General features: G+C 69.8%; 23 protein-coding genes and 1 riboswitch. Of the genes, 8 read left to right on the top strand and 15 right to left on the bottom strand.

Annotated features, from left to right (window positions below):
- Window positions 1-158: 158 nt before the first annotated feature.
- The 8 genes from ABZ642_RS18340 to ABZ642_RS18305 form a co-directional block, all read right to left on the bottom strand.
- On the bottom strand, window positions 159-1,490 hold the full coding sequence (locus tag ABZ642_RS18340; protein WP_360484528.1) for a dipeptide ABC transporter ATP-binding protein: 1,332 nt from the start codon (window positions 1,488-1,490) through the stop codon (window positions 159-161).
- 14 nt (window positions 1,491-1,504) lie between these two features.
- Entirely contained in the window at window positions 1,505-2,602 is a 1,098-nt protein-coding gene (locus ABZ642_RS18335) for an ABC transporter ATP-binding protein (RefSeq protein ID WP_360484525.1), read from the bottom strand.
- Window positions 2,599-3,597, bottom strand: a complete 999-nt coding sequence (locus ABZ642_RS18330; RefSeq protein ID WP_360484523.1) for an ABC transporter permease — start codon at window positions 3,595-3,597, stop codon at window positions 2,599-2,601. Before ABZ642_RS18330 ends, ABZ642_RS18335 begins: the two co-directional genes overlap by 4 nt.
- A 111-nt stretch (window positions 3,598-3,708) precedes the next feature.
- Window positions 3,709-5,505, bottom strand: coding sequence for an ABC transporter substrate-binding protein (locus ABZ642_RS18325; protein WP_360484520.1), 1,797 nt, complete (start codon window positions 5,503-5,505; stop codon window positions 3,709-3,711).
- Between the two features lie 71 nt (window positions 5,506-5,576).
- Window positions 5,577-6,584: an ABC transporter permease gene (locus tag ABZ642_RS18320; protein ID WP_360484517.1), complete on the bottom strand. Its 1,008-nt coding sequence runs from the start codon at window positions 6,582-6,584 to the stop codon at window positions 5,577-5,579.
- 512 nt (window positions 6,585-7,096) lie between these two features.
- Window positions 7,097-7,894, bottom strand: a complete 798-nt coding sequence (locus ABZ642_RS18315; RefSeq protein ID WP_360484514.1) for an enhanced serine sensitivity protein SseB C-terminal domain-containing protein — start codon at window positions 7,892-7,894, stop codon at window positions 7,097-7,099.
- A 191-nt stretch (window positions 7,895-8,085) separates the two neighbouring features.
- Window positions 8,086-8,877, bottom strand: coding sequence for an enhanced serine sensitivity protein SseB (locus ABZ642_RS18310; RefSeq protein ID WP_360484511.1), 792 nt, complete (start codon window positions 8,875-8,877; stop codon window positions 8,086-8,088).
- Window positions 8,878-8,979: 102 nt separating this feature from the next.
- On the bottom strand, window positions 8,980-9,705 hold the full coding sequence (locus ABZ642_RS18305; RefSeq protein WP_360485174.1) for an AAA family ATPase: 726 nt from the start codon (window positions 9,703-9,705) through the stop codon (window positions 8,980-8,982).
- A gap of 156 nt (window positions 9,706-9,861) precedes the next feature.
- Window positions 9,862-9,959, top strand: a riboswitch (glycine riboswitch).
- Between the two features lie 157 nt (window positions 9,960-10,116).
- On the opposite strand from ABZ642_RS18305, the gene gcvT reads away from it, so the two are divergent.
- The 4 genes from gcvT (at window position 10,117) to ABZ642_RS18285 (ending at window position 14,456) form a co-directional block, all read left to right on the top strand.
- Window positions 10,117-11,244 carry a glycine cleavage system aminomethyltransferase GcvT gene (gene gcvT / locus ABZ642_RS18300; protein ID WP_360484508.1) on the top strand — a complete coding sequence of 376 codons (1,128 nt, stop codon included), beginning with the start codon at window positions 10,117-10,119 and terminating at the stop codon, window positions 11,242-11,244.
- Between the two features lie 131 nt (window positions 11,245-11,375).
- Entirely contained in the window at window positions 11,376-11,753 is a 378-nt protein-coding gene (gene gcvH / locus ABZ642_RS18295; protein WP_360484506.1) for a glycine cleavage system protein GcvH, read from the top strand.
- A gap of 16 nt (window positions 11,754-11,769) precedes the next feature.
- Window positions 11,770-13,032, top strand: a complete 1,263-nt coding sequence (gene glyA, locus ABZ642_RS18290; RefSeq protein ID WP_360484503.1) for a serine hydroxymethyltransferase — start codon at window positions 11,770-11,772, stop codon at window positions 13,030-13,032.
- Between the two features lie 56 nt (window positions 13,033-13,088).
- The gene (locus ABZ642_RS18285; RefSeq protein ID WP_360484500.1) at window positions 13,089-14,456 is read left to right on the top strand and encodes an L-serine ammonia-lyase; all 1,368 of its coding nucleotides are present in this window, start codon (window positions 13,089-13,091) and stop codon (window positions 14,454-14,456) included.
- A gap of 102 nt (window positions 14,457-14,558) precedes the next feature.
- Here the strand turns inward: ABZ642_RS18285 and ABZ642_RS18280 are convergent, their stop codons facing one another.
- From ABZ642_RS18280 to ABZ642_RS18270, 3 genes are read right to left on the bottom strand one after another with little or no spacing between them, the layout of a single operon-like run.
- A complete protein-coding gene (locus tag ABZ642_RS18280) occupies window positions 14,559-14,885 on the bottom strand; it encodes a DUF1048 domain-containing protein (protein WP_360484497.1) in 327 nt (108 codons plus the stop codon).
- Between the two features lies 1 nt (window position 14,886).
- Window positions 14,887-15,243, bottom strand: coding sequence for a DUF1048 domain-containing protein (locus ABZ642_RS18275; RefSeq protein WP_360484494.1), 357 nt, complete (start codon window positions 15,241-15,243; stop codon window positions 14,887-14,889).
- Window positions 15,240-15,566: a PadR family transcriptional regulator gene (locus tag ABZ642_RS18270; RefSeq protein ID WP_360484491.1), complete on the bottom strand. Its 327-nt coding sequence runs from the start codon at window positions 15,564-15,566 to the stop codon at window positions 15,240-15,242. Before ABZ642_RS18270 ends, ABZ642_RS18275 begins: the two co-directional genes overlap by 4 nt.
- 245 nt (window positions 15,567-15,811) lie before the next feature.
- Here ABZ642_RS18270 and ABZ642_RS18265 point away from each other — a divergent pair, with 245 nt between their 5' ends.
- Together ABZ642_RS18265 and ABZ642_RS18260 are read left to right on the top strand one after the other, a co-directional pair.
- Window positions 15,812-16,849 carry a phosphatidylinositol-specific phospholipase C domain-containing protein gene (locus ABZ642_RS18265; protein WP_360484488.1) on the top strand — a complete coding sequence of 346 codons (1,038 nt, stop codon included), beginning with the start codon at window positions 15,812-15,814 and terminating at the stop codon, window positions 16,847-16,849.
- Between the two features lie 120 nt (window positions 16,850-16,969).
- Entirely contained in the window at window positions 16,970-17,530 is a 561-nt protein-coding gene (locus ABZ642_RS18260) for a glycoside hydrolase family 25 protein (RefSeq protein ID WP_360484485.1), read from the top strand.
- 331 nt (window positions 17,531-17,861) lie between these two features.
- Here ABZ642_RS18260 and ABZ642_RS18255 read toward each other — a convergent pair whose 3' ends face one another.
- Complete coding sequence (locus tag ABZ642_RS18255) at window positions 17,862-18,524, bottom strand: NAD(P)-binding domain-containing protein (RefSeq protein WP_360484482.1); 663 nt, start codon at window positions 18,522-18,524, stop codon at window positions 17,862-17,864.
- Between the two features lie 118 nt (window positions 18,525-18,642).
- Window positions 18,643-19,644 carry a zinc-dependent alcohol dehydrogenase family protein gene (locus tag ABZ642_RS18250; protein WP_360484479.1) on the bottom strand — a complete coding sequence of 334 codons (1,002 nt, stop codon included), beginning with the start codon at window positions 19,642-19,644 and terminating at the stop codon, window positions 18,643-18,645.
- A 101-nt stretch (window positions 19,645-19,745) separates the two neighbouring features.
- Between ABZ642_RS18250 and ABZ642_RS18245 the strand changes: the two genes are divergently transcribed.
- The gene (locus tag ABZ642_RS18245) at window positions 19,746-20,714 is read left to right on the top strand and encodes an AraC family transcriptional regulator (protein WP_360484476.1); all 969 of its coding nucleotides are present in this window, start codon (window positions 19,746-19,748) and stop codon (window positions 20,712-20,714) included.
- Between the two features lie 149 nt (window positions 20,715-20,863).
- Here ABZ642_RS18245 and ABZ642_RS18240 read toward each other — a convergent pair whose 3' ends face one another.
- Together ABZ642_RS18240 and ABZ642_RS18235 are read right to left on the bottom strand one after the other, a co-directional pair.
- Complete coding sequence (locus ABZ642_RS18240) at window positions 20,864-21,076, bottom strand: EF-hand domain-containing protein (RefSeq protein WP_351713106.1); 213 nt, start codon at window positions 21,074-21,076, stop codon at window positions 20,864-20,866.
- A 59-nt stretch (window positions 21,077-21,135) separates the two neighbouring features.
- A complete protein-coding gene (locus tag ABZ642_RS18235) occupies window positions 21,136-22,047 on the bottom strand; it encodes a MerR family transcriptional regulator (protein ID WP_360484473.1) in 912 nt (303 codons plus the stop codon).
- Between the two features lie 53 nt (window positions 22,048-22,100).
- Here ABZ642_RS18235 and ABZ642_RS18230 point away from each other — a divergent pair, with 53 nt between their 5' ends.
- The gene (locus ABZ642_RS18230; protein WP_360484470.1) at window positions 22,101-22,733 is read left to right on the top strand and encodes a GNAT family N-acetyltransferase; all 633 of its coding nucleotides are present in this window, start codon (window positions 22,101-22,103) and stop codon (window positions 22,731-22,733) included.
- Window positions 22,734-22,735 lie beyond the last annotated feature (2 nt).

Raw genomic sequence — 22,735 nt, 5'->3', positions numbered from 1 at the left:
GATGTCCGGACACGGACGACTCTGCAGGCTCCCGCACGGTCATGTGCATGACTTTACCAACTTGTCATGCGTCACCCGCCGGTTGACTCCTGGCCCTCATGAAAGTACCGACAGGGGTGGCCCCTGCCGGTACTTCCGCGTCGCACTTCGACAAGCGATCAGTTCTGCTTGTCGATCGGCCCCTCGTTCTCGGCCTCGGCCGACTCCTGGCTCTCGGCCTCCGCCGAATCCTGGCCCTCGGCCTCCGCCGACTCCTCGCTCTCGGCCTCCGCAGGCTCCTGGCTCTCGGCCTCGGCCGACTCCTGGCCGTCGGCCTGCGCCGGAGTCGCGGCTTCGGCGACCTCCGCCGCCACCGCCGCCGACGTCTCCGCGGACTCCGCGAGCACCTCGGCCGCGACCAGCTCGGCCGCCTCCTTGGCGACCGTCAGCAGAACCGTGTCCTGCGGGGCCTGGTCGGCGAAGTTCTCCGGGTGGTGGCAGGCGACCTGCTGACCGGGCTTCAGCTCGACGAGCTTCGGCTCGGTGGTCTTGCAGATCTCCGTCGCCTTCCAGCACCGGGTGTGGAACCGGCAGCCGCTCGGCGGCGAGATCGGCGAGGGCACGTCACCCTGGAGCAGGATGCGGTCGCTCTTGGCGTTCTTGCGCCGCGGGTCCGGGATCGGCACCGCCGACATGAGCGCCTTGGTGTACGGGTGCATCGGCGCCTTGTACAGCGACTCGCGGTCGGCCAGCTCCACGATCTTGCCGAGGTACATCACCGCGATCCGGTCCGAGACGTGCCGGACGACCGAGAGGTCGTGCGCGATGATCACGTACGTCAGACCGAGCTCCTGCTGGAGGTCGTCCAGCAGGTTGACGACCTGCGCCTGGATCGACACGTCCAGCGCCGAGACCGGCTCGTCCGCCACGACCAGCTTCGGCTTCAGGGCGAGCGCGCGGGCGATGCCGATGCGCTGGCGCTGACCGCCGGAGAACTCGTGCGGGTAGCGGTTGTAGTGCTCGGGGTTGAGGCCCACGACCGACAGCAGTCGCTGGACCTCCGCCTTGATGCCGCCCGGGGGCGTGACGCCCTGCAGCTTGAAGGGGGCGCCGATGATCGTGCCGATGGTGTGGCGCGGGTTCAGCGAGGAGTACGGGTCCTGGAAGATCATCTGAACGTCGCGGCGCAGCGGACGCATGCCGCCCACCCCGAGGTGCGTGATGTCCTTGCCCTCGAACTCGACCTTGCCGCCGGTCGGCTCCAGCAGCCGGGTGATCAGCCGGCCCATCGTCGACTTGCCGCAGCCCGACTCGCCCACGACGCCGAGCGTCTCACCGGCCTTGACCTCGAAGTCGAGACCGTCGACCGCGTGCACGGCGCCGACCTGCCGCTGGAGCAGGCCCTTCTTGATCGGGAAGTGCTTCTGGAGCCCGGTCACCTTCAGCAGGGTCTCGCCAGGGGTGGCGTCCTTGGTGAGGGTGGCACCTTCGCTCTGCGCAGGGATGGTCACCGCTTTGTCCTCGCTCACAGCTTCGGCGCAATCTCTTCGGTCCAGATCCGCTCCCGCTGCTCGTGCGTCATGTGGCAGGCGGCCCAGTGCTGGCTGCCGACCTCGGTCAGCTCGGGGCGGACCGTGCGGGTGACGTTGTCCTTCGGGACGTCGGCGTACGGGCAGCGCGGGTTGAAGGCGCAGCCGGACGGGACGTTGATCAGGGAGGGCGGGGAGCCCTTGACCGGGATCAGGCGCTCCTGCTGCTCGCGGTCGAGCCGCGGCATCGAGCCGAGCAGGCCCCAGGTGTAGGGGTGGCGGGGCTCGTAGAACACCTTCTCGGCCGGGCCCCGTTCGACGCAGCGGCCGCCGTACATCACCAGGATGTCGTCGGCGAGCTCGGCGACGACGCCCAGGTCGTGGGTGATGACGATGACAGCCGAGCCGAACTCCGTCTGCAGGTCCCGGATCAGGTCGAGGATCTGCGCCTGGACGGTCACGTCCAGGGCGGTCGTCGGCTCGTCCGCGATGAGCAGCTCGGGGTTGTTCACCAGCGACATCGCGATCATCGCGCGCTGGCGCATACCGCCGGAGAACTCGTGCGGATAGCTGTCGACGCGCTTGTCCGGCTGCGGGATGCCCACCCGGTCGAGCATCTCGACCGCGCGCTTCTTCGCGGCCTTCTTGGTGACGTCGTGGTGGATCCGGTAGGCCTCCACGATCTGCTGGCCGATCGTGTAGTACGGATGCAGCGCGGACAGCGGGTCCTGGAAGATCATCGCCATGTCCCGGCCGCGCAGCTTGCGCACGTGGTCGGGGTCGGCGGAGAGCAGCTCGGTGCCGTCCAGCCAGATCTCGCCGGAGATCTGCGCCTTGCGCTTGCCGTACTGGCCGGCGGTGTGCAGGCCCATGATGCCGAGCGAGGTCACCGACTTGCCGGAGCCGGACTCGCCCACGATGCCGAGGGTCTTGCCCTTCTCCAGCGTGAAGCTGAGCCCGTCGACGGACTTGACCAGACCGTCGTCGGTCGGGAAGTGCACCTTCAGGTCGCGCACTTCCAGGAAGGACGTCGGGGCGGGCGAAGCGGAGGTGGGCTCGCCCACGGCGGCCCCGCTCTTGCTCAGTTCGGTCATGTGAGCCTCACTCGGGGGTCGATCACGGCGTACAGGATGTCCACCACGAGGTTGGCGATCAGCACCGCGAGAGAAGTGATCAGGGTCACGCCCAGGATGATGGGCAGGTCCTGGTTACGGATGGCGTCGAGCACCGCACGGCCGAGACCGGGCAGGTTGAACGTCGACTCCGTAAGGATGGCGCCGCCGATGAGAGCGCCGAGGTCCATGCCGAGCATGGTCAGGATGGGGGTCATCGTGGAGCGCATCGCGTGCTTGCCGATGACGGTCTGCTCCTTGAGGCCCTTCGCGCGCGCCGTGCGGATGTAGTCCTCGCCGAGGATCTCCAGCATGGTGGCGCGGGTGATCCGGGCGTACATCGCCGCGTACAGGAAGGCGAGGGTGATCCAGGGCAGGATCATGCCGCCGAACCAGCCGCTGACGCTCTGGTCGAATGGCACGTACTGGGCGTCGATCCATTTCAGTCCGAAGGCGAAGATCGCCAGGCTGAGCAGACCGGTGAAGTAGATGGGGAGGGAGACACCCGCCAACGCGACGACCATCGCACCGCGGTCCCAGATGCTGCCCCGCTTGAGCGCGGAGAGCACACCGGCCGCGACACCGAAGATCAGCCACAGCACGGCGGCACCGAGCGCCAGTCCCAGGGTCACCGGGAAGCGGTCGGTGAGCACCGGCCAGACGGCCTGCTCGCTGCGGAAGGAGTAGCCGAAGCAGGGCGCGGCGCAGTGCGTGACGTCGCCGCCGCCGGAGTAGGTGCGTCCGACGAAGATGCCCTTGAAGAAGTGCCAGACCTGGGCGTAGATCGGGTCGCTCAGGCCCAGCTTCTGCCGTACGGCCTCGACGGCTGCCGGGTCGGCCTGCTTGCCCACGAAACTCGTGGCGATGTCGACGCCCGCCCACTTGGGGACGAGGAAGAAGATGCCGAAGACCACCATGACGATGACCACGAGCATCACTGCGGCGGCGAACAGCCGCCTGATGAGGTAAGCGAGCACAGCTTACGGCCCGCTGCGGGGCCGCGGGCCACCGGAGGTCGTCCGATGGCCCACGGCCACGCCGCGCCGGCCTTCACCTGCCTTTCGTGCCGTACGGCGGGTGTGCCGGGATTACTTTGCGGACTTCAGACCGAGGTTCACGAAGTCGTACGTACCGCTGTAGTTGTCCGTCGTGTAGACGTTCGCGAGGTTGTCGCCGCGCCAGTTGATGAACTTCTCGAAGGTGAAGGGCAGGTAGTACGCGCCCTCCATGACCTTGTGGTTGATCTCGGTCGAGATCTTGGTCTTGCCCGCGTCGTCCAGCGTGGTGACGTACTGGTTGAACAGACCGTCGATGGTCTTGTCGTTGATCAGGGCGAAGTTGTTGTTACCGCTCTGCGCGATGTACTTGCTGTCCCACAGCGGCAGACCGAAGCCCTGGACGGTCGGGAAGTCCGGACCCCAGCCCATGATGATGATGCCGTAGCCCTTCTTCTTCACGTTCGAGGGGCTACCGATGATGCCGGTGGTCTGCGAGCCGTCGTACTGGTCGATCTGCGCGTTGATGCCGATCTTCTTCAGCGACGCCTGGAGCGACTGGGCCGTGGCCACCTCGACCGGCTTGTTGTTGCGCACCGCGATGGTGGTGGAGAACCCGTTCGGCTTGCCGCACGCCTTCAGCGCCGCCTTGGCCTTCTCGACGTTGCCGTTCTTGTCGGCACCGGAGATGCCGTACGGGTCGTACTTCTGGCCCTCGGCGCCCGGGACGGACGGCGGGAGCATGTTCGTGCCGATGTCACCACCGGCGATCGGGCCACCACGCGCGGTCTGCAGCGACACGTGGTCCGCACCGAGGATCACGGCCTTGCGGCACTCGATGTTGTCGAACGGCTTCACGCTCTGCGGGAAGACCGCGTAACGGATGTAGCCGGAGACCGGGTTGTCCAGGTTGGCCTTGTGCTCCTTCAGGGCGGTGGTGCGGCCCTGCGGGGACATGCCGGTCTGGTTGATGTCCAGGTCCAGGTCACCGTTGAGCAGGCGCTGGTCCAGCTGGTTGGCGTCCGAGAAGAACTGGACGGTGATCTTGTCCGGGTACGCCTTGCGGACCGGGTCCGAGGACTGCTTCCAGTTCGTGTTGCGCACCAGCGTCAGGCTCTTGCCGGGGCTGTAGGACTCGAACTTGTACGGGCCGGAGGAGAACGGCTTCAGGCCGTACTTGGACTTGGTGTCCATGTCCTGGCGGACCGGGGAGGCCGAGACCAGACCCAGCACCTCCTGGAAGTCCGAGTTGGCCTTCGGGAGGTGGAAGACGACCGTCTTGTCGTCCGGCGTGGTGATGGCCTTCAGGCCGAGCTTGTCCTTGGACGTGTCCTTGTAGGGGCCCTTGTACTCGCCCTTGGGGTCCAGGAAGTCCTTGAGGTAGGTCGGGCCGCCGGACAGCACGTCCTGCGCCCAGACGCGCTCGATGCCGTACTTGACGTCCTTGGACGTTATCGGCTTGCCGTCCTCCCACGTGATGCCGTCACGCAGGGTGTACGTGTAGGTCTTGCCGCCGTCGGTGACCTTGGCGAGACCGGTGGCGAGGTCCGGGGTCAGCTCGGCGCCGGCCTTGCCCGGCTCCGTCTTGCCCGTGACCAGCTGGCGGCTGTAGTAGCGCGCGAAGTTCCACATGAAGCCGTAGTAGCCACGCGTGGTGTCCCACGAGTCCGCGTCCTGGGCACCGCCGAACCGCAGCGTGCCACCCTTCTTGGCCAGCGAAGCCTGGGCGACCTTGTTGTTCGCAGCGTCGAAGCCGGCGGCGCCGGTCTTCGAACCGTTGTTGTCGTCGCTGCCTCCGCCGCCGCACGCCGCCGTGGTCAGCAGTGCGGCGACCGCAGCAGCGGCGGCAAACGCCTGCTTACGCCGCCCTGAGGTGCGTTGGGTAGTCACGATCTCGGATCCTCCGGATTAGATGAGAGACCCCGTGTTGGTGCCACGGGACGCTTTGGGATACGGCTTGTTCAGCGGGACGCCTTCGGATCCAGCGCGTCCCGCACGCCGTCTCCGAAAAGGTTGAAGGCGAGGACGGTGATGAAGATCGCCACACCCGGGACCACCATGTACATGGGGTCGGACTCGTAGTAGTCGATGGCGCTCGACAGCATCTGTCCCCAGGACGAGGTGGGCGGCTTGACGCCGACGCCCAGGAAGCTGAGGGCCGCCTCGGTGAGGATGTTGGTGGGGATCATCATCGTCGTGTAGACGATGATCGGCGCGACGAGGTTGGGCAGCAGTTCCTTGAACAGGATGTAGAACCGGCCGGCGCCCAGGGACCGGGCGGCCTCGACGTACTCGCGCTCACGCATGGACAGCGTCTGACCGCGCACCACGCGTCCGATGTAGGGCCAGCCGAAGAAGCCGATGACCAGGATCATCACGAACACGCGCACGTTGGACCCGGACAGGCCCAGCATGTTGTTCGGCATGACGGAGACCAGGGCGATCGTGAACAGCAGCTGCGGGAAGGCCAGCAGGCCGTCCATCACGCGGCTGATGAGCGAGTCCACCCAGCCGCCGAAGAAGCCCGCGAGGATGCCGAGGACGGTGCCGAGGACCACCGCGACGACGGCGGAGAGGAAGCCCACCAGGAGGGAGACACGGGCGCCGTAGAGGATGCGGGCGAGGATGTCGCGGCCGTTGACCGGCTCGACGCCCAGCAGGTGGTCGCCGCTGATGCCGCCCAGAGATCCCTTGGGGGTACCGAACAGCGGGTCGATCAGGCTCTCGTTGTAGGCGTCCGGGTCCTGACCGAGCAGGTGGGTGATCACTGGTGCGAGGAGGGCGACCACGATGAGGACGAGCACGACGATGCCGCCCGTGAGGGCGAGCTTGTCCCGCTTCAGGCGCTCCCAGGCGATCCGGCCCAGGGAACGCCCCTGAACGGCCTTCTCGCCGGCGGTCGCCGCCGCCGCTTCCTCGGCCGCGCTCGGGGCCGCTTCCGCGGTCGGCTCGTGCAATGGTGCCGTCATCTGGCAGGGACCCCTCTCAACCGGCTGTAGCCGGCTTGCACTTGCCGCTGGTAGCGGCATGATCACTCTCACCTGAGCAGGGGTGAACACCCCTTGGAGCGCGAGTCTTCAACGCTGCGGTGACCGGTTACCAGAGTTGGCGGTGAATGGATGCGCAACCGTGATACGAGCATGAAGTTTCGTTATCCGAACGACGGGTAACACCTGTCGGACAGGGGCAAGCCTGACAAGACGTCATATCGTCGGGCCAAAGTCCCTGGTCTACACGCGGAGATCCGGCCGCGGACACACTCCCACGCCCGGAATCGCCGAGCATCGAGTGACCCAGGTCACAGCATGCCGCGGACTCGCTCCCGCCCCAAAAGAGACAACAGAGGCATTCGACACGGACGACGCCTGCCTCCATGAGAAAGAACACCACGACGTGTTCGACGCCGTCACGGTGAAGCCCTTCCCGCGCAGTACGACAACACCGGGGCCGCCTCTCTTCGGCGAGACGCGGACCGATGCTCTCAGTAGCCGCCGGGGGCCGGCGGATAGCCGTACCCCGCGGCCGGTGCCGGTGGCAGGGCCGCGTGGGCCTCGCGGTCGTAGAACGGCCGGGCGGTCGCCCGCATCCACATCACCACCGGGTCGTACTCGTCGGTCATGGCGACCGTCGACACCGGCAGCCCGTCCGGCACCGCCCCGATGGACTGCTGCATCATCGCCCGCACCGAATCCACGGCCGGCGGCGACGTGTCGTACACGTCGAGCCCGATCGCGAGATAGGGCGCCCCGAGCGCAGGCTGCACCCAGGCGCGCCGCAGCGAGCGGATCGCGAGCGTACGGTGGGCGTTCTGCGACAGCAGCGCGTAGAACTGCGGGATCTCGATGGCCGGTTCGGCGAGCCGCAGCGGCCCGGCGGGCTGGCGGTCCAGGCCGGTCGCGATCCGGCGCAGATCCAGCCAGGGGATGCCGACCCCGCCGCCCGGGGCGTGCGGGTTGAGCCACAGGCCGAATTGGTCGGGATAGAGCGTGCGGGCCACGTCGAGGCCGTCGACCACCTCGTACGAACGGTTCCAGCCGCTCGCCGACAGTTCCTGGGCCGAGGTCACGCAGGGGGCGTAACCGTGGCCGTCGACCTCCATGTTCCCGTACTGGGCGTCGGGGGAGCCGCCCTGACCGTGCCAGAGCAGCATCCAGATCTGGCCGGAGGAGGGCGTGGCGAGGGCGCGGAGGAGTGCCTCGTAGGCGTCGTAGCGCCCGGGGGTTACCTGGCGCAGCATGTGCTCGACCTGTCCGGTCGCCGCGGTGCCGCTGGCGCTCACGTGTTACCGCCCCTTCATTGAGTTGCCCCGCGTTGGAGGTCGCCCCGCGTTTGGAGACAGCTTAAGGGCCGAGGGGATGGAGGCCGGTTGTCCGTCGGCGGGTGCGGCCGGCCGGTGGCCGGCCGCCCCCGCCCGCCGGAGCCGCGGATCGGCACGGCCACACGCCCCTGGTCGGCCGCCTCGGGGCGTTCCTAGTGGCCGTGCTGATAGAAGGGGCGGACGTTCTCCCGCATCCAGTGGCCCACGGGGTCGTCCGCCACGTCCAGCAGGACCAGGTTCACCGGCCACTTGACCGGGACCCTGCCGAGGGCCTTGCCCAGCGCCTCCAGGGGCAGCGCCCTGATGTCCCCCTCCCACTGGGAGAGTTCGACGCCCACGAACATCACGGGGTCCGCCGTCTCGACCACGGCCAGGCAGCGGCGGGCCGTGGCGACCACGCCGGTCTGGGCGAACTCGGCGGAGGCCAGGGCCAGGAAGTCCACCGGATCGTCCTGCCAGTCCGGTTCGAAGAGCCGGACCCGGCCGCCCGAGGCGGGGCCGTCCAGTTCGCTGCGGCCGGACCGGCACAACTCGGCGACCGCCTCCGGCGGCAGCGGGACACCCACCACTCCCCCGGGGTTCACGGCGATGCCCACCTGCGTCGGCAGGCCGCGGGCGAACTCGACGGCCGGGGCGATCGTGTACGACAGATGGGCGCCGACCACCTGGCGGAACTGCTCCTCGGAGCTGAAGACCGGGACGTACACCCGGCCCTCGATCTCCGTGGTGGGCAGATCCAGCGGGCCGCTGTGCGGGCCGCCGCCCTCCGGAAGGGGGATCCACAGGAAACTGCGGCCCAGTACCTCGATGAGCCGGCCCGCCGCCTCGGGGACGCCGAGAGAGGCCGACAGGACCTCCTCCAGCTCGTTGCCGGGCCAACCGCCGTGCGGGTGGGGGTGCGCCTGTGCCGGGAAGTCCGCGGGAATGTCCGCCGGATAGTCCATCTGCCTACCGCCTGCTGGAAACCGCTGCTGCTGAGGCTGAAAAGGCTAGCGGGTGGCTGTGACAATGCCTCACCCCATGACCCGGTCCGCTCTCTGGAAGCCTCACCCGGCGGGCTTCTCCGCCTTCCGGAAGGCGATCCGGCACAGCACGTCCGCCGCGTCCCGGTCAAGGAGCACCGCCGAGCCCACGCCCTCGGGCAGCCCGCCCTTCTCCGCCGCGCGCACCAGGCGGGCGGCGGCGTGACGGTGGCGCAGGAAGGCGTACCGGGAGACGCCCCGGCCGCGCTCGCGCTGCCCGTCCAGGGCCGTGCCGGGCGTGACGTCCAGGAGCAGCAGGTGCAGGGTGCCGCCGCGGCGGCGGGCCGCGCGGGCCAGCCAGTCGCGCACCCAGGCCTGGGTGCCGCAGTCGTGCACCACCACGCCCTCGCCGGTGCGCAGCGCGCGGCGCAGCCCGGCGTAGTGGGAGAGGCGGACCAGCGGGCGGTAGAGGGCGTACGGCAGGAGGCGGGCCAGGCGGGCGTCCCAGCGGTCGCGGGTGTCCTGGGAGTCGATCCTGATGCCCTGGACGGTGCGGTGCATCAGGGTGGACTTGCCGCTGCCCGGCAGCCCGGTGACCACGACCAGGTCACGGGGGCCGAAGAGCAGGCCGTGCGGGCCGCGGCCGGCGCGGTCGCGCAGATCGCGGACGACCGGCGCCATGGGGGTCCCCCCGCGCGAGCGCGGCCGAGCGCGGGAGAGCTCCCCGCACCGCTCGCGGGCCGGGGCCGTCGGCTGCTCGGGCAGGGCGATGCCCGTCGTCGCGTATGCCGTGGTCCTTGTCACCGTGATCGTCCTCCCTGGGGGTTCAGGAAAGGTTCTCCCCACTTAACGTAAAGAGAAGGTAATGCACGGTGTCTCGCGGTTCGGTCCGCTTCCGGCCACAGGCCTGTTACAAAGCTCCGCCCGGCATGCAATGATGTGCCCGCCAACTGCATACCGGCCGTTTGAATCCGCGCGGGAGAGTCCTCAGCAGCCTTCGCTGGGGCGCCGAAGGAGCAAGTCCCTCCCTTGAATCTCTCAGGCCCCGTTACCGCGCGGGCGAGGCACATCTGAAAAGCGGGCCGCCGTGTCGGTGGCCCCACCCAAGGTGCAAGCCGTGACCACCGGTGTGGTCAGGGCGAACCTCTCAGGTTCCGATGACAGATGGGGAGGACAGACCTCGCCTGTCATGCCCTGGGATCTTTGGGAGACGACCGACCGATGAGCAGTTCCGATTCCGCTGGACTCCGCCGTACCGCGCTCGATGCCCTGCATCGCTCGCTCGGCGCCACCATGACCGACTTCGCAGGCTGGGACATGCCCCTGCGCTACGGATCCGAGCGCGACGAGCATGTCGCCGTGCGGACCAGGGCCGGGCTCTTCGACCTCTCCCACATGGGCGAGATCGCCGTGACCGGCCCCCAGGCGGCCGCCCTGCTGAACCACGCCCTGGTCGGCAACATCGCCTCCGTCGGCGTCGGGCGCGCCCGCTACACCATGATCTGCCGGGCCGACGGCGGCATCCTCGACGACCTGATCGTCTACCGGCTGGCCGAGACCGAGTACCTCGTCGTGGCCAACGCCTCGAACGCCCAGGTGGTCCTCGACGCACTGACGGAGCGTGCCGCCGGGTTCGACGCCGAGGTGCGGGACGACCGGGACGCGTACGCGCTGATCGCCGTCCAGGGACCGGAGTCGCCGGGGATCCTGAAGTCGCTGACCGACGCCGACCTGGACGGCCTGAAGTACTACGCGGGGCTGCCCGGCACCGTCGCCGGGGTCCCGGCGCTGATCGCACGCACCGGCTACACCGGCGAGGACGGCTTCGAGCTGTTCGTGAAGCCCGAGCACGCGGTGCGGCTGTGGCAGGCGCTGACCGAGGCGGGTTCCCCGGTGGGCCTGGTGGCCTGCGGGCTGTCCTGCCGGGACACCCTGCGCCTGGAGGCGGGCATGCCGCTCTACGGGCACGAGCTGACCACCTCGCTGACCCCCTTCGACGCCGGCCTCGGCCGGGTGGTGAAGTTCGAGAAGGACGGCGACTTCGTGGGGCGCGAGGCGCTCCGGGAGGCCGCCGACCGTGCCGCGGCCGAGCCGCCGCGGGTGCTGGTCGGCCTGGTCGCCGAGGGCCGCCGGGTGCCGCGCGCCGGATTCCCGGTGGTGGCCGGCGGCGAGGTGATCGGCGAGGTCACCTCCGGCGCCCCCTCCCCCACGCTGGGCAGGCCGATCGCCATGGCGTACGTCGACGCGGCGCACGCGGCGCCGGGCACCGCGGGTGTCGGCGTGGACATCCGGGGCAGCCACGAACCGTACGAGGTCGTGGCCCTGCCGTTCTACAAGCGCCAGAAGTAGACCCCGAAGCAGATCCAGAAGGGGACACTGAGCCCGGCGGCGCGTGACCCTGCGCACATTTCCGCTGCTCACACGTGTTTCCAGCAGTCCTCTTTCACCACCACTCCCCCGCGTACAGGAGAATTCAGGCCATGAGCAACCCCCAGCAGCTGCGTTACAGCAAGGAGCACGAGTGGCTGTCGGCCGCCGCGGACGGCGTGGCGACGGTCGGCATCACGGAGCACGCGGCCAACGCGCTCGGTGACGTCGTCTTCGTCCAGCTCCCGGCCGTCGGTGACACCGTGACCGCGGGCGAGTCCTGCGGCGAGCTGGAGTCGACCAAGTCGGTCTCCGACCTCTACTCGCCGGTCTCCGGTGAGATCACCGAGATCAACGAGGACGTCGTGGACGACCCGTCCCTGGTGAACTCGGCCCCCTTCGAGGGCGGCTGGCTGTTCAAGGTGCGTTTCGCGGACGAGCCGGCCGACCTGCTCTCCGCCGACGAGTACACCGCCTTCACCGCCGGCTGAGGAGACGTAGAAACAGATGTCCGTTCTGAACACGCCCCTGCACGAGCTCGACCCCGAGGTCGCGGCGGCCGTCGACGCCGAACTGGCGCGCCAGCAGTCCACCCTGGAGATGATCGCCTCGGAGAACTTCGCTCCGGTCGCGGTCATGGAGGCGCAGGGCTCGGTACTCACCAACAAGTACGCCGAAGGCTATCCGGGCCGCCGCTACTACGGCGGCTGCGAGCACGTCGACGTCACCGAGCAGATCGCCATCGACCGGGTGAAGGAGCTGTTCGGCGCCGAGTACGCCAACGTGCAGCCGCACTCCGGTGCCTCCGCCAACCAGGCGGCCCTGTTCGCGCTGGCCCAGCCCGGCGACACCATCCTGGGTCTGGACCTGGCGCACGGCGGCCACCTGACCCACGGCATGCGGCTGAACTTCTCCGGCAAGCAGTTCGACGTCGTCGCCTACCACGTCGACGACGCCGGACTCGTCGACATGGCCGAGGTGGAGCGGCTCGCCAAGGAGCACCGGCCGAAGGTGATCATCGCCGGCTGGTCGGCGTACCCGCGCCAGCTGGACTTCGCCGAGTTCCGGCGGATCGCCGACGAGGTCGAGGCCTACCTGTGGGTCGACATGGCCCACTTCGCCGGCCTGGTCGCGGCGGGCCTGCACGAGAACCCGGTGCCGTACGCCGACGTGGTCACCTCCACCACCCACAAGACCCTCGGCGGTCCCCGCGGCGGGATCATCCTGGCCCGCCAGGCCTTCGCGAAGAAGCTGAACTCGTCCGTCTTCCCGGGCTTCCAGGGCGGTCCCCTGGAGCACGTGATCGCGGCGAAGGCGGTCTCCTTCAAGGTCGCCGCCTCGGAGGACTTCAAGGAGCGCCAGCGTCGTACGGTGGAGGGTGCGCGCATCCTCGCCGAGCGGCTGACGGCGGCGGACGCCCGCGAGGCCGGCGTGAACGTGCTGTCCGGAGGTACGGACGTCCACCTGATCCTCGTCGACCTGCGCGCGTCCGAGCTGGACGGGCAGCAGGCCGAGGACCGTCTCCACGAGGTCGGCATCACGGTCAACCGCAACGCCGTCCCGAACGACCCGCGGCCGCCGATGGTGACCTCGGGTCTGCGGATCGGCACCCCGGCGCTGGCCACCCGAGGCTTCACGGCCGAGGACTTCGCCGAGGTCGCGGACGTGATCGCGGAGACGCTGAAGCCGTCCTACGACGCGGCGGCCCTGAAGGCCCGGGTCCAGGCCCTGACCGACAAGCACCCGCTGTACCCCGGTCTCGACAAGTAGTTCCCTGGTGGGGGCACCCGATGGCGTGTGCCCCCACCCTTTTCGGAGGAGTTCCCGTGGCCATCTCGGTCTTCGACCTGTTCTCGATCGGCATCGGCCCGTCGAGCTCCCACACCGTCGGCCCGATGCGCGCGGCCCGCATGTTCGCACTGCGCCTGCGCAACGAAGGGCTGCTGGACTCCGTCACCTCCATACGCTCCGAGCTGTACGGGTCGCTCGGTGCGACCGGCCACGGCCACGGCACCCCGAAGGCGGTGCTGCTCGGTCTGGAGGGCGCCTCGCCGCGCACCGTCGACGTGGAGGGCGCGGACGACCGGGTCGAGACGATCAAGGCCACGAAGCGCCTGTCGCTCCTCGGCGAGCACGAGATCGCGTTCTCCTTCGACGCCGACCTGAAGCTGCACCGCCGAAAGACCCTCCCGTACCACGCGAACGGCATGACCCTCTGGGCGTACGACGCGTCCGGGGCGGAGCTGCTGTCCAAGACGTACTACTCGGTCGGCGGCGGGTTCGTCGTCGACGAGGAGGCGGTCGGCCAGGACCGCATCAAGCTGGACGACACGGTCCTGAAGTACCCCTTCCGCACGGGCGACGAGCTGCTGCGCCTTGCGAAGGAGACGGGTCTGTCGATCTCCGCGCTGATGCTGGAGAACGAGCGGGCCTGGCGCACCGAGGAGGAGATCCGCGAGGGTCTGCTGGACATCTGGCGGGTGATGCAGGCGTGCGTCGCGCGCGGGATGTCGCGGGAGGGGATCCTGCCGGGCGGTCTGCGGGTCCGCCGCCGTGCCGCCGTCACCGCGCGCCAACTGCGCGCCGAGGGCGATCCGTTGGCGCACGCGATGGAGTGGATCACGCTCTACGCGATGGCCGTGAACGAGGAGAACGCGGCGGGCGGCCGGGTGGTCACCGCCCCCACGAACGGCGCGGCCGGCATCATCCCGGCCGTCCTGCACTACTACATCAACTTCGTCCCGGGCGCCGACGAGGACGGGGTGGTCCGCTTCCTCCTCGCCGCCGGCGCGATCGGCATGCTCTTCAAGGAGAACGCCTCCATCTCCGGCGCCGAGGTCGGCTGCCAGGGCGAGGTCGGTTCCGCCTGTTCGATGGCGGCGGGCGCGCTGGCCGAGGTGCTGGGCGGATCCCCCGAGCAGGTCGAGAACGCGGCCGAGATCGGCATGGAGCACAACCTCGGCCTCACCTGCGACCCGGTCGGCGGCCTGGTCCAGATCCCCTGCATCGAGCGCAACGGCATGGCCGCGGTCAAGGCGGTCACCGCGGCCCGCATGGCCATGCGCGGCGACGGCTCCCACAAGGTGTCCCTGGACAAGGTCATCAAGACCATGAAGGACACGGGCGCCGACATGAGCGTCAAGTACAAGGAGACGGCCCGCGGCGGGCTGGCGGTGAACATCATCGAGTGCTAGGGAAAGAGGCCCTGACCAGCGCGTTCGTTTCCTTCGGCGCTGTCGGGGCCTTCCCCGCTCACCTGGCGCGAGGTCCCCGTGCGATCTCCCTGCCGGTCGGTCCTACTTCTCGGCCGTGCCGGGCTTTCCGCCGAGGGACTCCTGGTAGATGTCCGCGTAGGTGCGCGAGTCCTTGATCAGGTCGTCGCAGAAGGCAGCGACGTCGTCACCGATGAGTTCCAGGACTCCCTGGCCGGACGCGACGCCCTCCTCGAAGAAATCGACGATCCCGGGGAGCAGGGTCCCGTCGGACAAGCCGACCGGTCCGACCTTGAAGAGGTACTTCTGCATCTCCCTGTAGACGATCTGATAGTCCGCCGGGAGCGCCTTGACCCGTGCCATGTGCGCTCGCCACTGCTTCTTGCCTTCGATGATGTCTTGGATGCTCACGTCAGCCTCCCAGCCGGCCCAATTTCCTGGCGACGTTCCGGTTCAACTGCTCGCGCCACCGGTCCCGATAGCTCCGAGCCCCTTCTCCGCCGGCCAGCGCCGCGCAGAAGCCCGCGACGTCGTCGCCCAGCACCTCGTGAACGCTCTGTCCGTCCGCCGCAGTCTCCTCGAGCAGCCCCAGGGCACCGTCGAGGATCGGCATCAGGTTGCGACCCGTGAAGTCCCCGTAGGGGAAGAGTTGGGCCTTGATCTGTTCCCACGCCGCCCGGTAGTCGGCCGGCAATGCCCCGGCCCGGGCTTCGAACGCCTTCCATTCCCGGGTGAGGTCGCTGCCGGTAACGGTCTCCCAGAAGTTCATCGCCCGCCCTCCTTGAGCTTGTCGATCCGTGAGGAGAGGTACTCCCATTTCACCCAGAACTTCGCGAGCTCTTCGCGCCCCGCGTCGTTGAGCGCATAGAACTTGCGCGGCGGACCCATCCCGGACGGTCGTTTCGTCACCTGGACGAGCCCGTTCTTCTCCAGCCGCAGCAAGATCGTGTAGACCGTGCCCTCGATGACGTCGGCGAAGCCGAGTTCGTTCAGCCGACGCGTGATGGCGTACCCGTAGGTCTCCTCCCTGCCGACGATCTCCAGCACGCAGCCCTCGAGCGTGCCCTTCAGCATCTCCGTCAGGTCGTCCATCACGGGGCCCCTCTGCGATTCTCCGGTACTGCGTAGTACCGAGTACCACTATACGGTAACACCGAGTAGCTCGGCGGGCGACATGTGCGAGGACCGGATCAAGCCGGCGCCGCTCGTGGTGCCCCCGGCCCTCGGGGCCGTCGAATTCGTACCGCGGTGACCGGAGTTCCCCCTGGGGCTACCGCGCAGTAACCGCATGCTTCTACGCTTCCGCCAACTCACCATCAAACTGAGGGAGTTGGGTCATGCGGGTTCTCAGACGGCTGGCGGCGGTCGTCGCCGCCGGGGCGCTGTTCCTGGTGGTCCCCGGCACCGCGCACGCGGACACGGGTTCGACGAAGTTCTCCGGGACCACCGCCATCGGTACGCACAACGCGTACGAGAAGGACAAGTACACCTACTGGGCGCAGGCGCTGGACTCCGGGGCCTCGCTGCTGGAGCTGGACGTGTACGCGGACAGCATCACCAAGCGGTGGCGGGTCAGCCACAGCAACCCGTTCGGCAACGACAACAACTGCGAACACGCCGACACGCCGAGCGAGTTGTACAGCCAGAGCCGGAACCAGGACCTGGGCAGCTGCCTCGACAACATGGCCGCCTGGGAGCAGCTGCACCCGGACCACGCGCCCATCGTCGTCAAGGTCGAGCTGAAGGTCGGGTTCAACAACAACGTGGGCCTCGGGCCCGACGAGTTCGACACGCTCGTCTCGCAGAAGCTCGGCAACAGCGTGTACAAGCCCGCCGACCTGCTCGGCTCCTCCTACGCCACGCTCGACGCGGCCGCCAAGGCCGACGCCTGGCCCAGCCGGGACGCGCTCAAGGGCAAGTTCATCTTCGAGCTGATCCCGGGCACGGTGGAGCAGGCCAACCCGTTCGACCACTACTGGACCGACGAGGAGTACGGCGACCACCTCCGGGACCTGTACGCCGCCGGGCAGATCTCCGCGGCCCAGGCCTTCCCGGCCGTGCTGGGCGCGGCGAACGGGGACCCGCGCACCAGCCGGTACGACGCCAGTATCCAGCCCTGGTTCGTGTTCTTCGACGGCGACGCCGCGACCTACGTCAACAACGGCTACGACACGTCGTTCTACTCCACGAACCACTACATCCTGATCATGACGGACGCCAACAACGTCTCACCGGCGATCTCCTCGACCAGCCCGACGGACGCCGAGGTCGCGGCGCGGCTCGCGCTGCTCGCGGCCGACCACGCCGCCGTCATCACCTCGGACTGGTCGACGAAGTCGGCGGCCGTGCTCGGCGAGGTGGCCACCCGAAGCTGACAAATCACGCGCCCACGCGGATCGCCGGTGCCGATCCGGGGAATACGGAATCTGCCGTTGCAATTCCTGCCCCCCACTCTTTGCCCTCCCCTCCCCACCGGCACCCAGGGAGCCCCCCACATGCTGCACGGAATCGACGTGAGCGCGTACCAGTCCTCCGCCTACGACACGGACGGCCTCTCCTTCGTCTTCATCAAGGCGACGGAGGGGCGTTCGTACGTCAATCCCAAGCTCGCCGCCCAGACCAAGACCGGCCGCGACGCCGGACTGGTCGTCGGCTACTACCACTTCCTCTGGCCGGGCAACCTCACCGCCCAGGCCGAGTACTTCGTCGAACACGCCCCGGAGAAGGCCGGTGAGATCCTCGCCGTCGACTGGGAGACCACCGGCGACGGCACGCACGCGAGCAACGCCGAGAAGGATCGTTTCATCCGATCAGTGCAGGAACTGCGGCCCAGCCACCGGGTGGTGCTCTACACCAACCGCAACTTCTGGCTGAACGTCGACAGCACCTCGTTCGCCGGCGACGGCCTCTGGATCGCCGACTACGTCAGCGCCGGCCACCCGCGCATCGAGGCCAAGTGGCGTTTCCACCAGTACACCAGCGACCCGCACGACAAGAACGTGGCGGACTTCGCCAGCAAGGCCGCCCTCACCTCCTGGGCGAAGAAGGGGGATTGAGCGCGGCCCGGCGACGGCGACGGCCTCGGCCGTCGTCCGGTGCGGCACGGGCGGCGGGACCGGGCTCCCCGGATCGGTCCCGCCGCCGGCCGTCCCCGTGGCCCCGCCCGTGCCGGGAGCGTCCCCCGGTCTCGCTCTCGCACGTGACGGTTCCCCCGAAGCCCACGGGGAGTCCGGGTGGCGCCGGGCGACCGGACACAGCGCCCCGGCCGCCGGCGCGGCCTGCCGTGTCCTGGATAGAACCCGCCGGCGCCCACGTCTACGCCATATGGCGCACAGCGCGCCGATCCCGGTCCGGGTGTGCGCAAGCCCCGGGGCCCACTCCGCCGTCCTAGCCCCGGAAGCCGTCCGGCCGCTCCGGGGACGCCTCCGCCAGGGCCTTCCGTACGCCCTCGACGCCGTCCCGCAGGCCGTACACCGGGGTGCCCGGCTGCTGGCGCCAGGAGTCGTCGATGCCACCGTTGTCGACCGTGTCGAAGCCGAGTTCGTCGATCAGGGCGCGGACGACCCGCTTGGCCGCCTCGTCGTCGCCGGAGACCGGGACGGCCTGCCGGCCGGGGTCGCCGGCCGGGCGGTGGCGGTCCAGGATGTCCTGGGCGAAGGTGCCGTTGAAGGCCTTGATCACGGGGTGCCCGATCTGCCGCTCGGTCCAGCGGCTCTCCGTGAGACCCCGGTCCTCGATCTCGTCGATACGGCCGTCCCGCTCCCGCGGGTAGTAGTTGCCGGTGTCGATCACGGCGACGTTCGCCGCCGCGCCGTCCAGCAGGCCCGCCGGCAGGTTCGGGACCGCCTTCACCGGGACCGTGACGACCACGACCTCAGCCCCGCGCGCGGCCTCCTCGGCCGGTACGGCGGTCGCTCCCGTCTCCTCGGCCAGTTCGCGGAGGGTCTCGGGGCCGCGCGAGTTCGCCACGGACACGTCGTGACCGAGGGCGGTGAGCCGCCGGGTGAGGTTGCCGCCGATGTTGCCCGCGCCGATGATGCCGATCTTCATGACACGCCCTTCGAGAGTCGATGCACATGCGTACACACACTGCTGCGGTACATCAACCTCGGGTGTGCCTGACCTGTTCCACGGCTGCGCCGACCGGGTGAGGCGCCGGTTCCGGCCCTCAGAGCCGTACGACGATCTTGCCCAGGTGGGCGTTGGACTCCATCAGACGGTGCGCGTCCCGGATGCGGTCCAGGCCGTCCAGCACCTCACCGACGACCGGGCGGAAGCCGCCGTCGGCCAGGCCCGCGTTGAGGAAGGCGGTGGAGCGGCGACGTCCCTCCGGGGTGGAGGTGAGGACCTGGTTGGCGTACGTGTGGATGGTGAAGGGCCAGTTCCAGGGGATCTCGGCGGGCCGCCGGTCCAGCCAGCCGTAGACCACCATGGAGCCGCCCGGCGCCAGTCCCTCCGCCAGCGGACGGAAGCCGGGCCCGCCGATCGCGTCGAACATCACCTCCGCTCCCCTGCCCCCGGTGAGCCGCCTGACCTCCTCGGCAACGGCCTCCGCCGTCGTGTCCGCTGTGACGATCACCTCCGCCGCGCCCAGCTCCAGCAGCCGCTTCCGCTTGGCCTCGGTGCGGGTGGTGACGATCGGGGTCGCGCCGATGCGGCGGGCGACCTGGATCGCGGCGGTGCCGACCCCGCTGGACGCCCCGGTGATCAGTACGTGGTCGCCGGGCCGCAGCCCCCCGGTCTCCAGCAGTCCGCCGTACGCCGTCGTGTACGTCAGCCAGGCCGCGGCGCCGGTGACCGGGTCCACGGTGGCGGGGCGGGGTACCACCGAGGCCGCGGGCAGCACCACCCGTTCCGCGTAGACGCCCTGCGCGCTCATCTCGATCCCGGGGCCGGTCGTCACCGGGTCGCCGACAGCGGGTTCGGTGACGCCCTCACCGACCGCTTCGACGACTCCGGCGGCCTCGTACCCGAGCCGGGAGGCGGGCAGGGACGGCTGGTAGTAGTAAGTCCCCGCCCGGAACAGGGCTTCCGCGCGGTTGAGGCCCAACGCCTGGACGCGTACGGCGACCTGGCCGGGGCCGGGGTCCGGGACGGGTGCGTCCTCGACGGTCAGGACGTCGGGTCCGCCTACTTCGTGGAAGAGCACGGTACGTGCGGTGTTCGTCATGTGATCGACGCTAGGCGGCACCCACGAGACGAACCATGTCCTGCTGACTCGCTTTTCTGTCCGTCCGTCTCGCCCGGCACCCGCTCGGCTAGCGTTCGGGCATGGACGTACTGAGCGACGCGGTCGCCGCGATGCGCACCGGACGGCCGCACTCCTCCCGCCGGGACAAGCACGCGCCCTGGGGGATGCGGTTCGCGGCCTCGGAGGGCGCCGGGTTCCATGTGGTGCTGCGCGGGTCGGCCTGGCTCGTCCCGGCGACGGGCCGGCCGGTGGCGGTGGGACCGGGGGACGTGGTGTTCCTGGCCCACGGCCACGGTCACGCGCTGGCCAGCGGACCGAACGCACCGCTGGAGGACGTGCGGCCCGGCCCGGACGGCCGCTGGCCCGAACCACCGGTCCCCGCCCGGGAATCGGAACCGGACACGGTCCTGCTGTGCGGTGCCTACCGGCTGGACCGCTCCCGCCCCCACCGGCTGCTGTCCGAGCTGCCGGAGGTGATCCACCTGCCCGCCCGGGTGGGCACCCACCGCTCGCTGCGGGCCGCGGTGGAACTGCTGGGTATGGAACTGGAGGACCGGCAGCCGGGCGCGGACGCGATCGTCACCTCGCTGCTCGACACCCTGCTGCTCTACATCCTGCGGGCCTGGTGGCTGCGGGAGCGCGGCGCCGGCCAGGACCGGGGCTGGTCCGCCGCGCTGGCCGACCCCGCGGTCTCGGCGGCGCTGCGCGCCATCCACAGCGAGCCGGCGCGCTCCTGGACGGTGGCGGAGCTGGGCGCGCGGGGCGGACTCTCCCGCGCGGCCTTCGCGCGCCGCTTCACCGCTCTGGTGGGTGAACCGCCGTCGGCCTATCTGACCTGGTGGCGGATGACCACGGCGGGCCGCCTGCTGCGCGAGGACGCTCTCCCGCTCCGGCAGGTGGCCGAGCGCACCGGCTACACCTCGGAGTTCGCCTTCGCCAAGGCCTTCAAGCGGGAGTACGGCGTGGCACCGGGCCAATACCGCAGGTCGGCCGGCCAACCCGCGAACGGATCCACCGCATCCGCCGGCTCCGCCCGGCCCACCGCCTAGCCCGCGAGCGGATCCGTCGGCCCCGACCGCAGTGTCAGGGCCCGGCACCCGCCGGACCGCCCGCGTCGAGTCCCAAGGCGGGGAACGGCCCCCGGGTATGAGAAAAGGGGGCCCGGGTTCCGGGCCCCCGCACTCTTCGCTCCCGACGCCTACTTGCTCAGGTGGGCCCAGAACTCGTCGAACGACAGAACCTTGTCGCCGTTCAGGTCGCGGCTGTTGATGATCGCCTGGGCGACCGTCTCGGTGACGTTCCAGTCGCCGCCCTGCGCGAGGGCGCTCTTGAACTCGACGGCGGTGATGAAACCGTCACCGTCCGCATCGATCCGCTGGAAGTGAATGCGCGCTTCTTCGATGTCCGCCACCGATCCGCCCCTTTTGTTCGTATTGCCTGTGCCGTGTCGGCGTACTGTCGCAGGTCAGATTAACGGTCCACGCGAGCCCGCAGAGCCGCGACCGCCCAGGCGAACTCCTCCGCGTGGACGTTGAGGGGCCGGCCCTTCAGCACGGCGAGCAGTTCGCGGTAGCGGGCGAGCCGGTCGTTGAAGGCGGCGTCCAGCCGTTTCAGCACGGCGGCCGGGTCGGCGTCGCCCAGCAGCCCGCGCAGCACCTCGTCGGCCTCCGGCGCCTCGGGCGCGATGCCCCGCCGACGCGCCTCACCCACCAGGTCGATGAGCCGTTTCATGAACCACAGGGAGGTCCCGGCGGGCACATCGGGCCCCCGATCGGCCGCGTTGAACTCGGTCGCCCTGCGCATCTGGGCCCGGAAGTCCGGGTCCTGGACCATCTCGGCCAGCTCCACCCACACGTCGACCTGCTCGGGCGTCGGGTCCTCCGGCAGCTCCGCCACGGTGGCGAGCATCCGCTTGCGGACCTCGGGATCGACGGTGTCGAGCCCGTGCAGCGTCTCCTCGACGAACTCCTCCAGGATCCGCCGCCGCTCGGCCGCCGACAGCCGCGCCAGTTTGTTCATCAGGGTCGTCTCCTCCGCACTCGAACCGCGTCGCGCCACCGTCGACAGCACCGCCCGGGTCACCTTCAGCGACCGGATCTGCGCGTCCAGCGCCGCCACGTGCGCCGCCGCGACCTCCGCCACCGTCTGCTCGCCGGACAGGACCGCACGCACGTGCGCCAGGCCGAGGCCCAGTTCGCGCAGGGTGCGGATCAGCTCCAGCCGGGCGAAGGACTCGGCGTCGTACAGCCGGTAGCCGCCCGACGAGCGGCCCACCGGGGTGAGCACGCCCTCGTCGGACCAGTAGCGGATGGTGCGCACGGTCAGCCCGGTCGCGCGTGCCAGCTCGCCGATGGTGAGAAGTCCGGTGCCGTTGTCGATCACGTCTGCGAGTGTGGGCCTTCCAGCGGGTGGAGAGTCAAGGAGCGGGAACGGCCATGGAGACCTTGCGGGACATTCTCGACGCGGCGGCCCGTGGTGTCTTCCCGCCGCCCGACGGCCGTACGACCGTCGTCCCGCAGCCGTCCGAACGGGACGCGGGCGTGCTCTCCTTCACCGCGCACTCGGTGGTCTTCACCGACGAGGACCCGGAGTGGGTGTACGACACTCTGCGCGCGCTCCCCTGCGACCCGCTGTGCGCGACCATGAACGCGCGCTTCCTCATCGCCCTGATGGACCGCACGGGCCGCGAGCAGGAGACCATCGACGCGCTGCTGGTCGCCGCCCCGCTCCCGGGCCGACCGGACCTCCCGCTGACCGAACTCACCGGCCCCGACCACTCCCGGGTCACCTATGCCCGCGCCCGCCGCGAAGAGGTGCGCGCCTGGGCGACGGAGGGCGGGGTGGTCGTCCTGGGCCGGGGGGTCGCCGGTCGCCTCGAGGTCTCGGTGGAGGTGGACGAGGGGGTACGGCGGAGGGGGCTGGGCCGGGCCCTGGTGACCGCCGCCCGGCAGCTGGCCGGGGAGCCCCTGTGGGCGCAGATCGCCCCGGGGAACGCCCGCAGCGTACGGGCGTTCCAGGCGGCCGGCTATCTGCCGGTCGGCGCCGAGGCACTGCTGCTCAGGGCGTGAAC

It is taken from the genome of Streptomyces sp. NPDC007157, from assembly GCF_040634235.1.
Taxonomy (GTDB): domain Bacteria; phylum Actinomycetota; class Actinomycetes; order Streptomycetales; family Streptomycetaceae; genus Streptomyces.
Note: the sequence above shows the minus strand (reverse complement) of the source record. Positions and strands in the feature narration are given on the sequence as shown.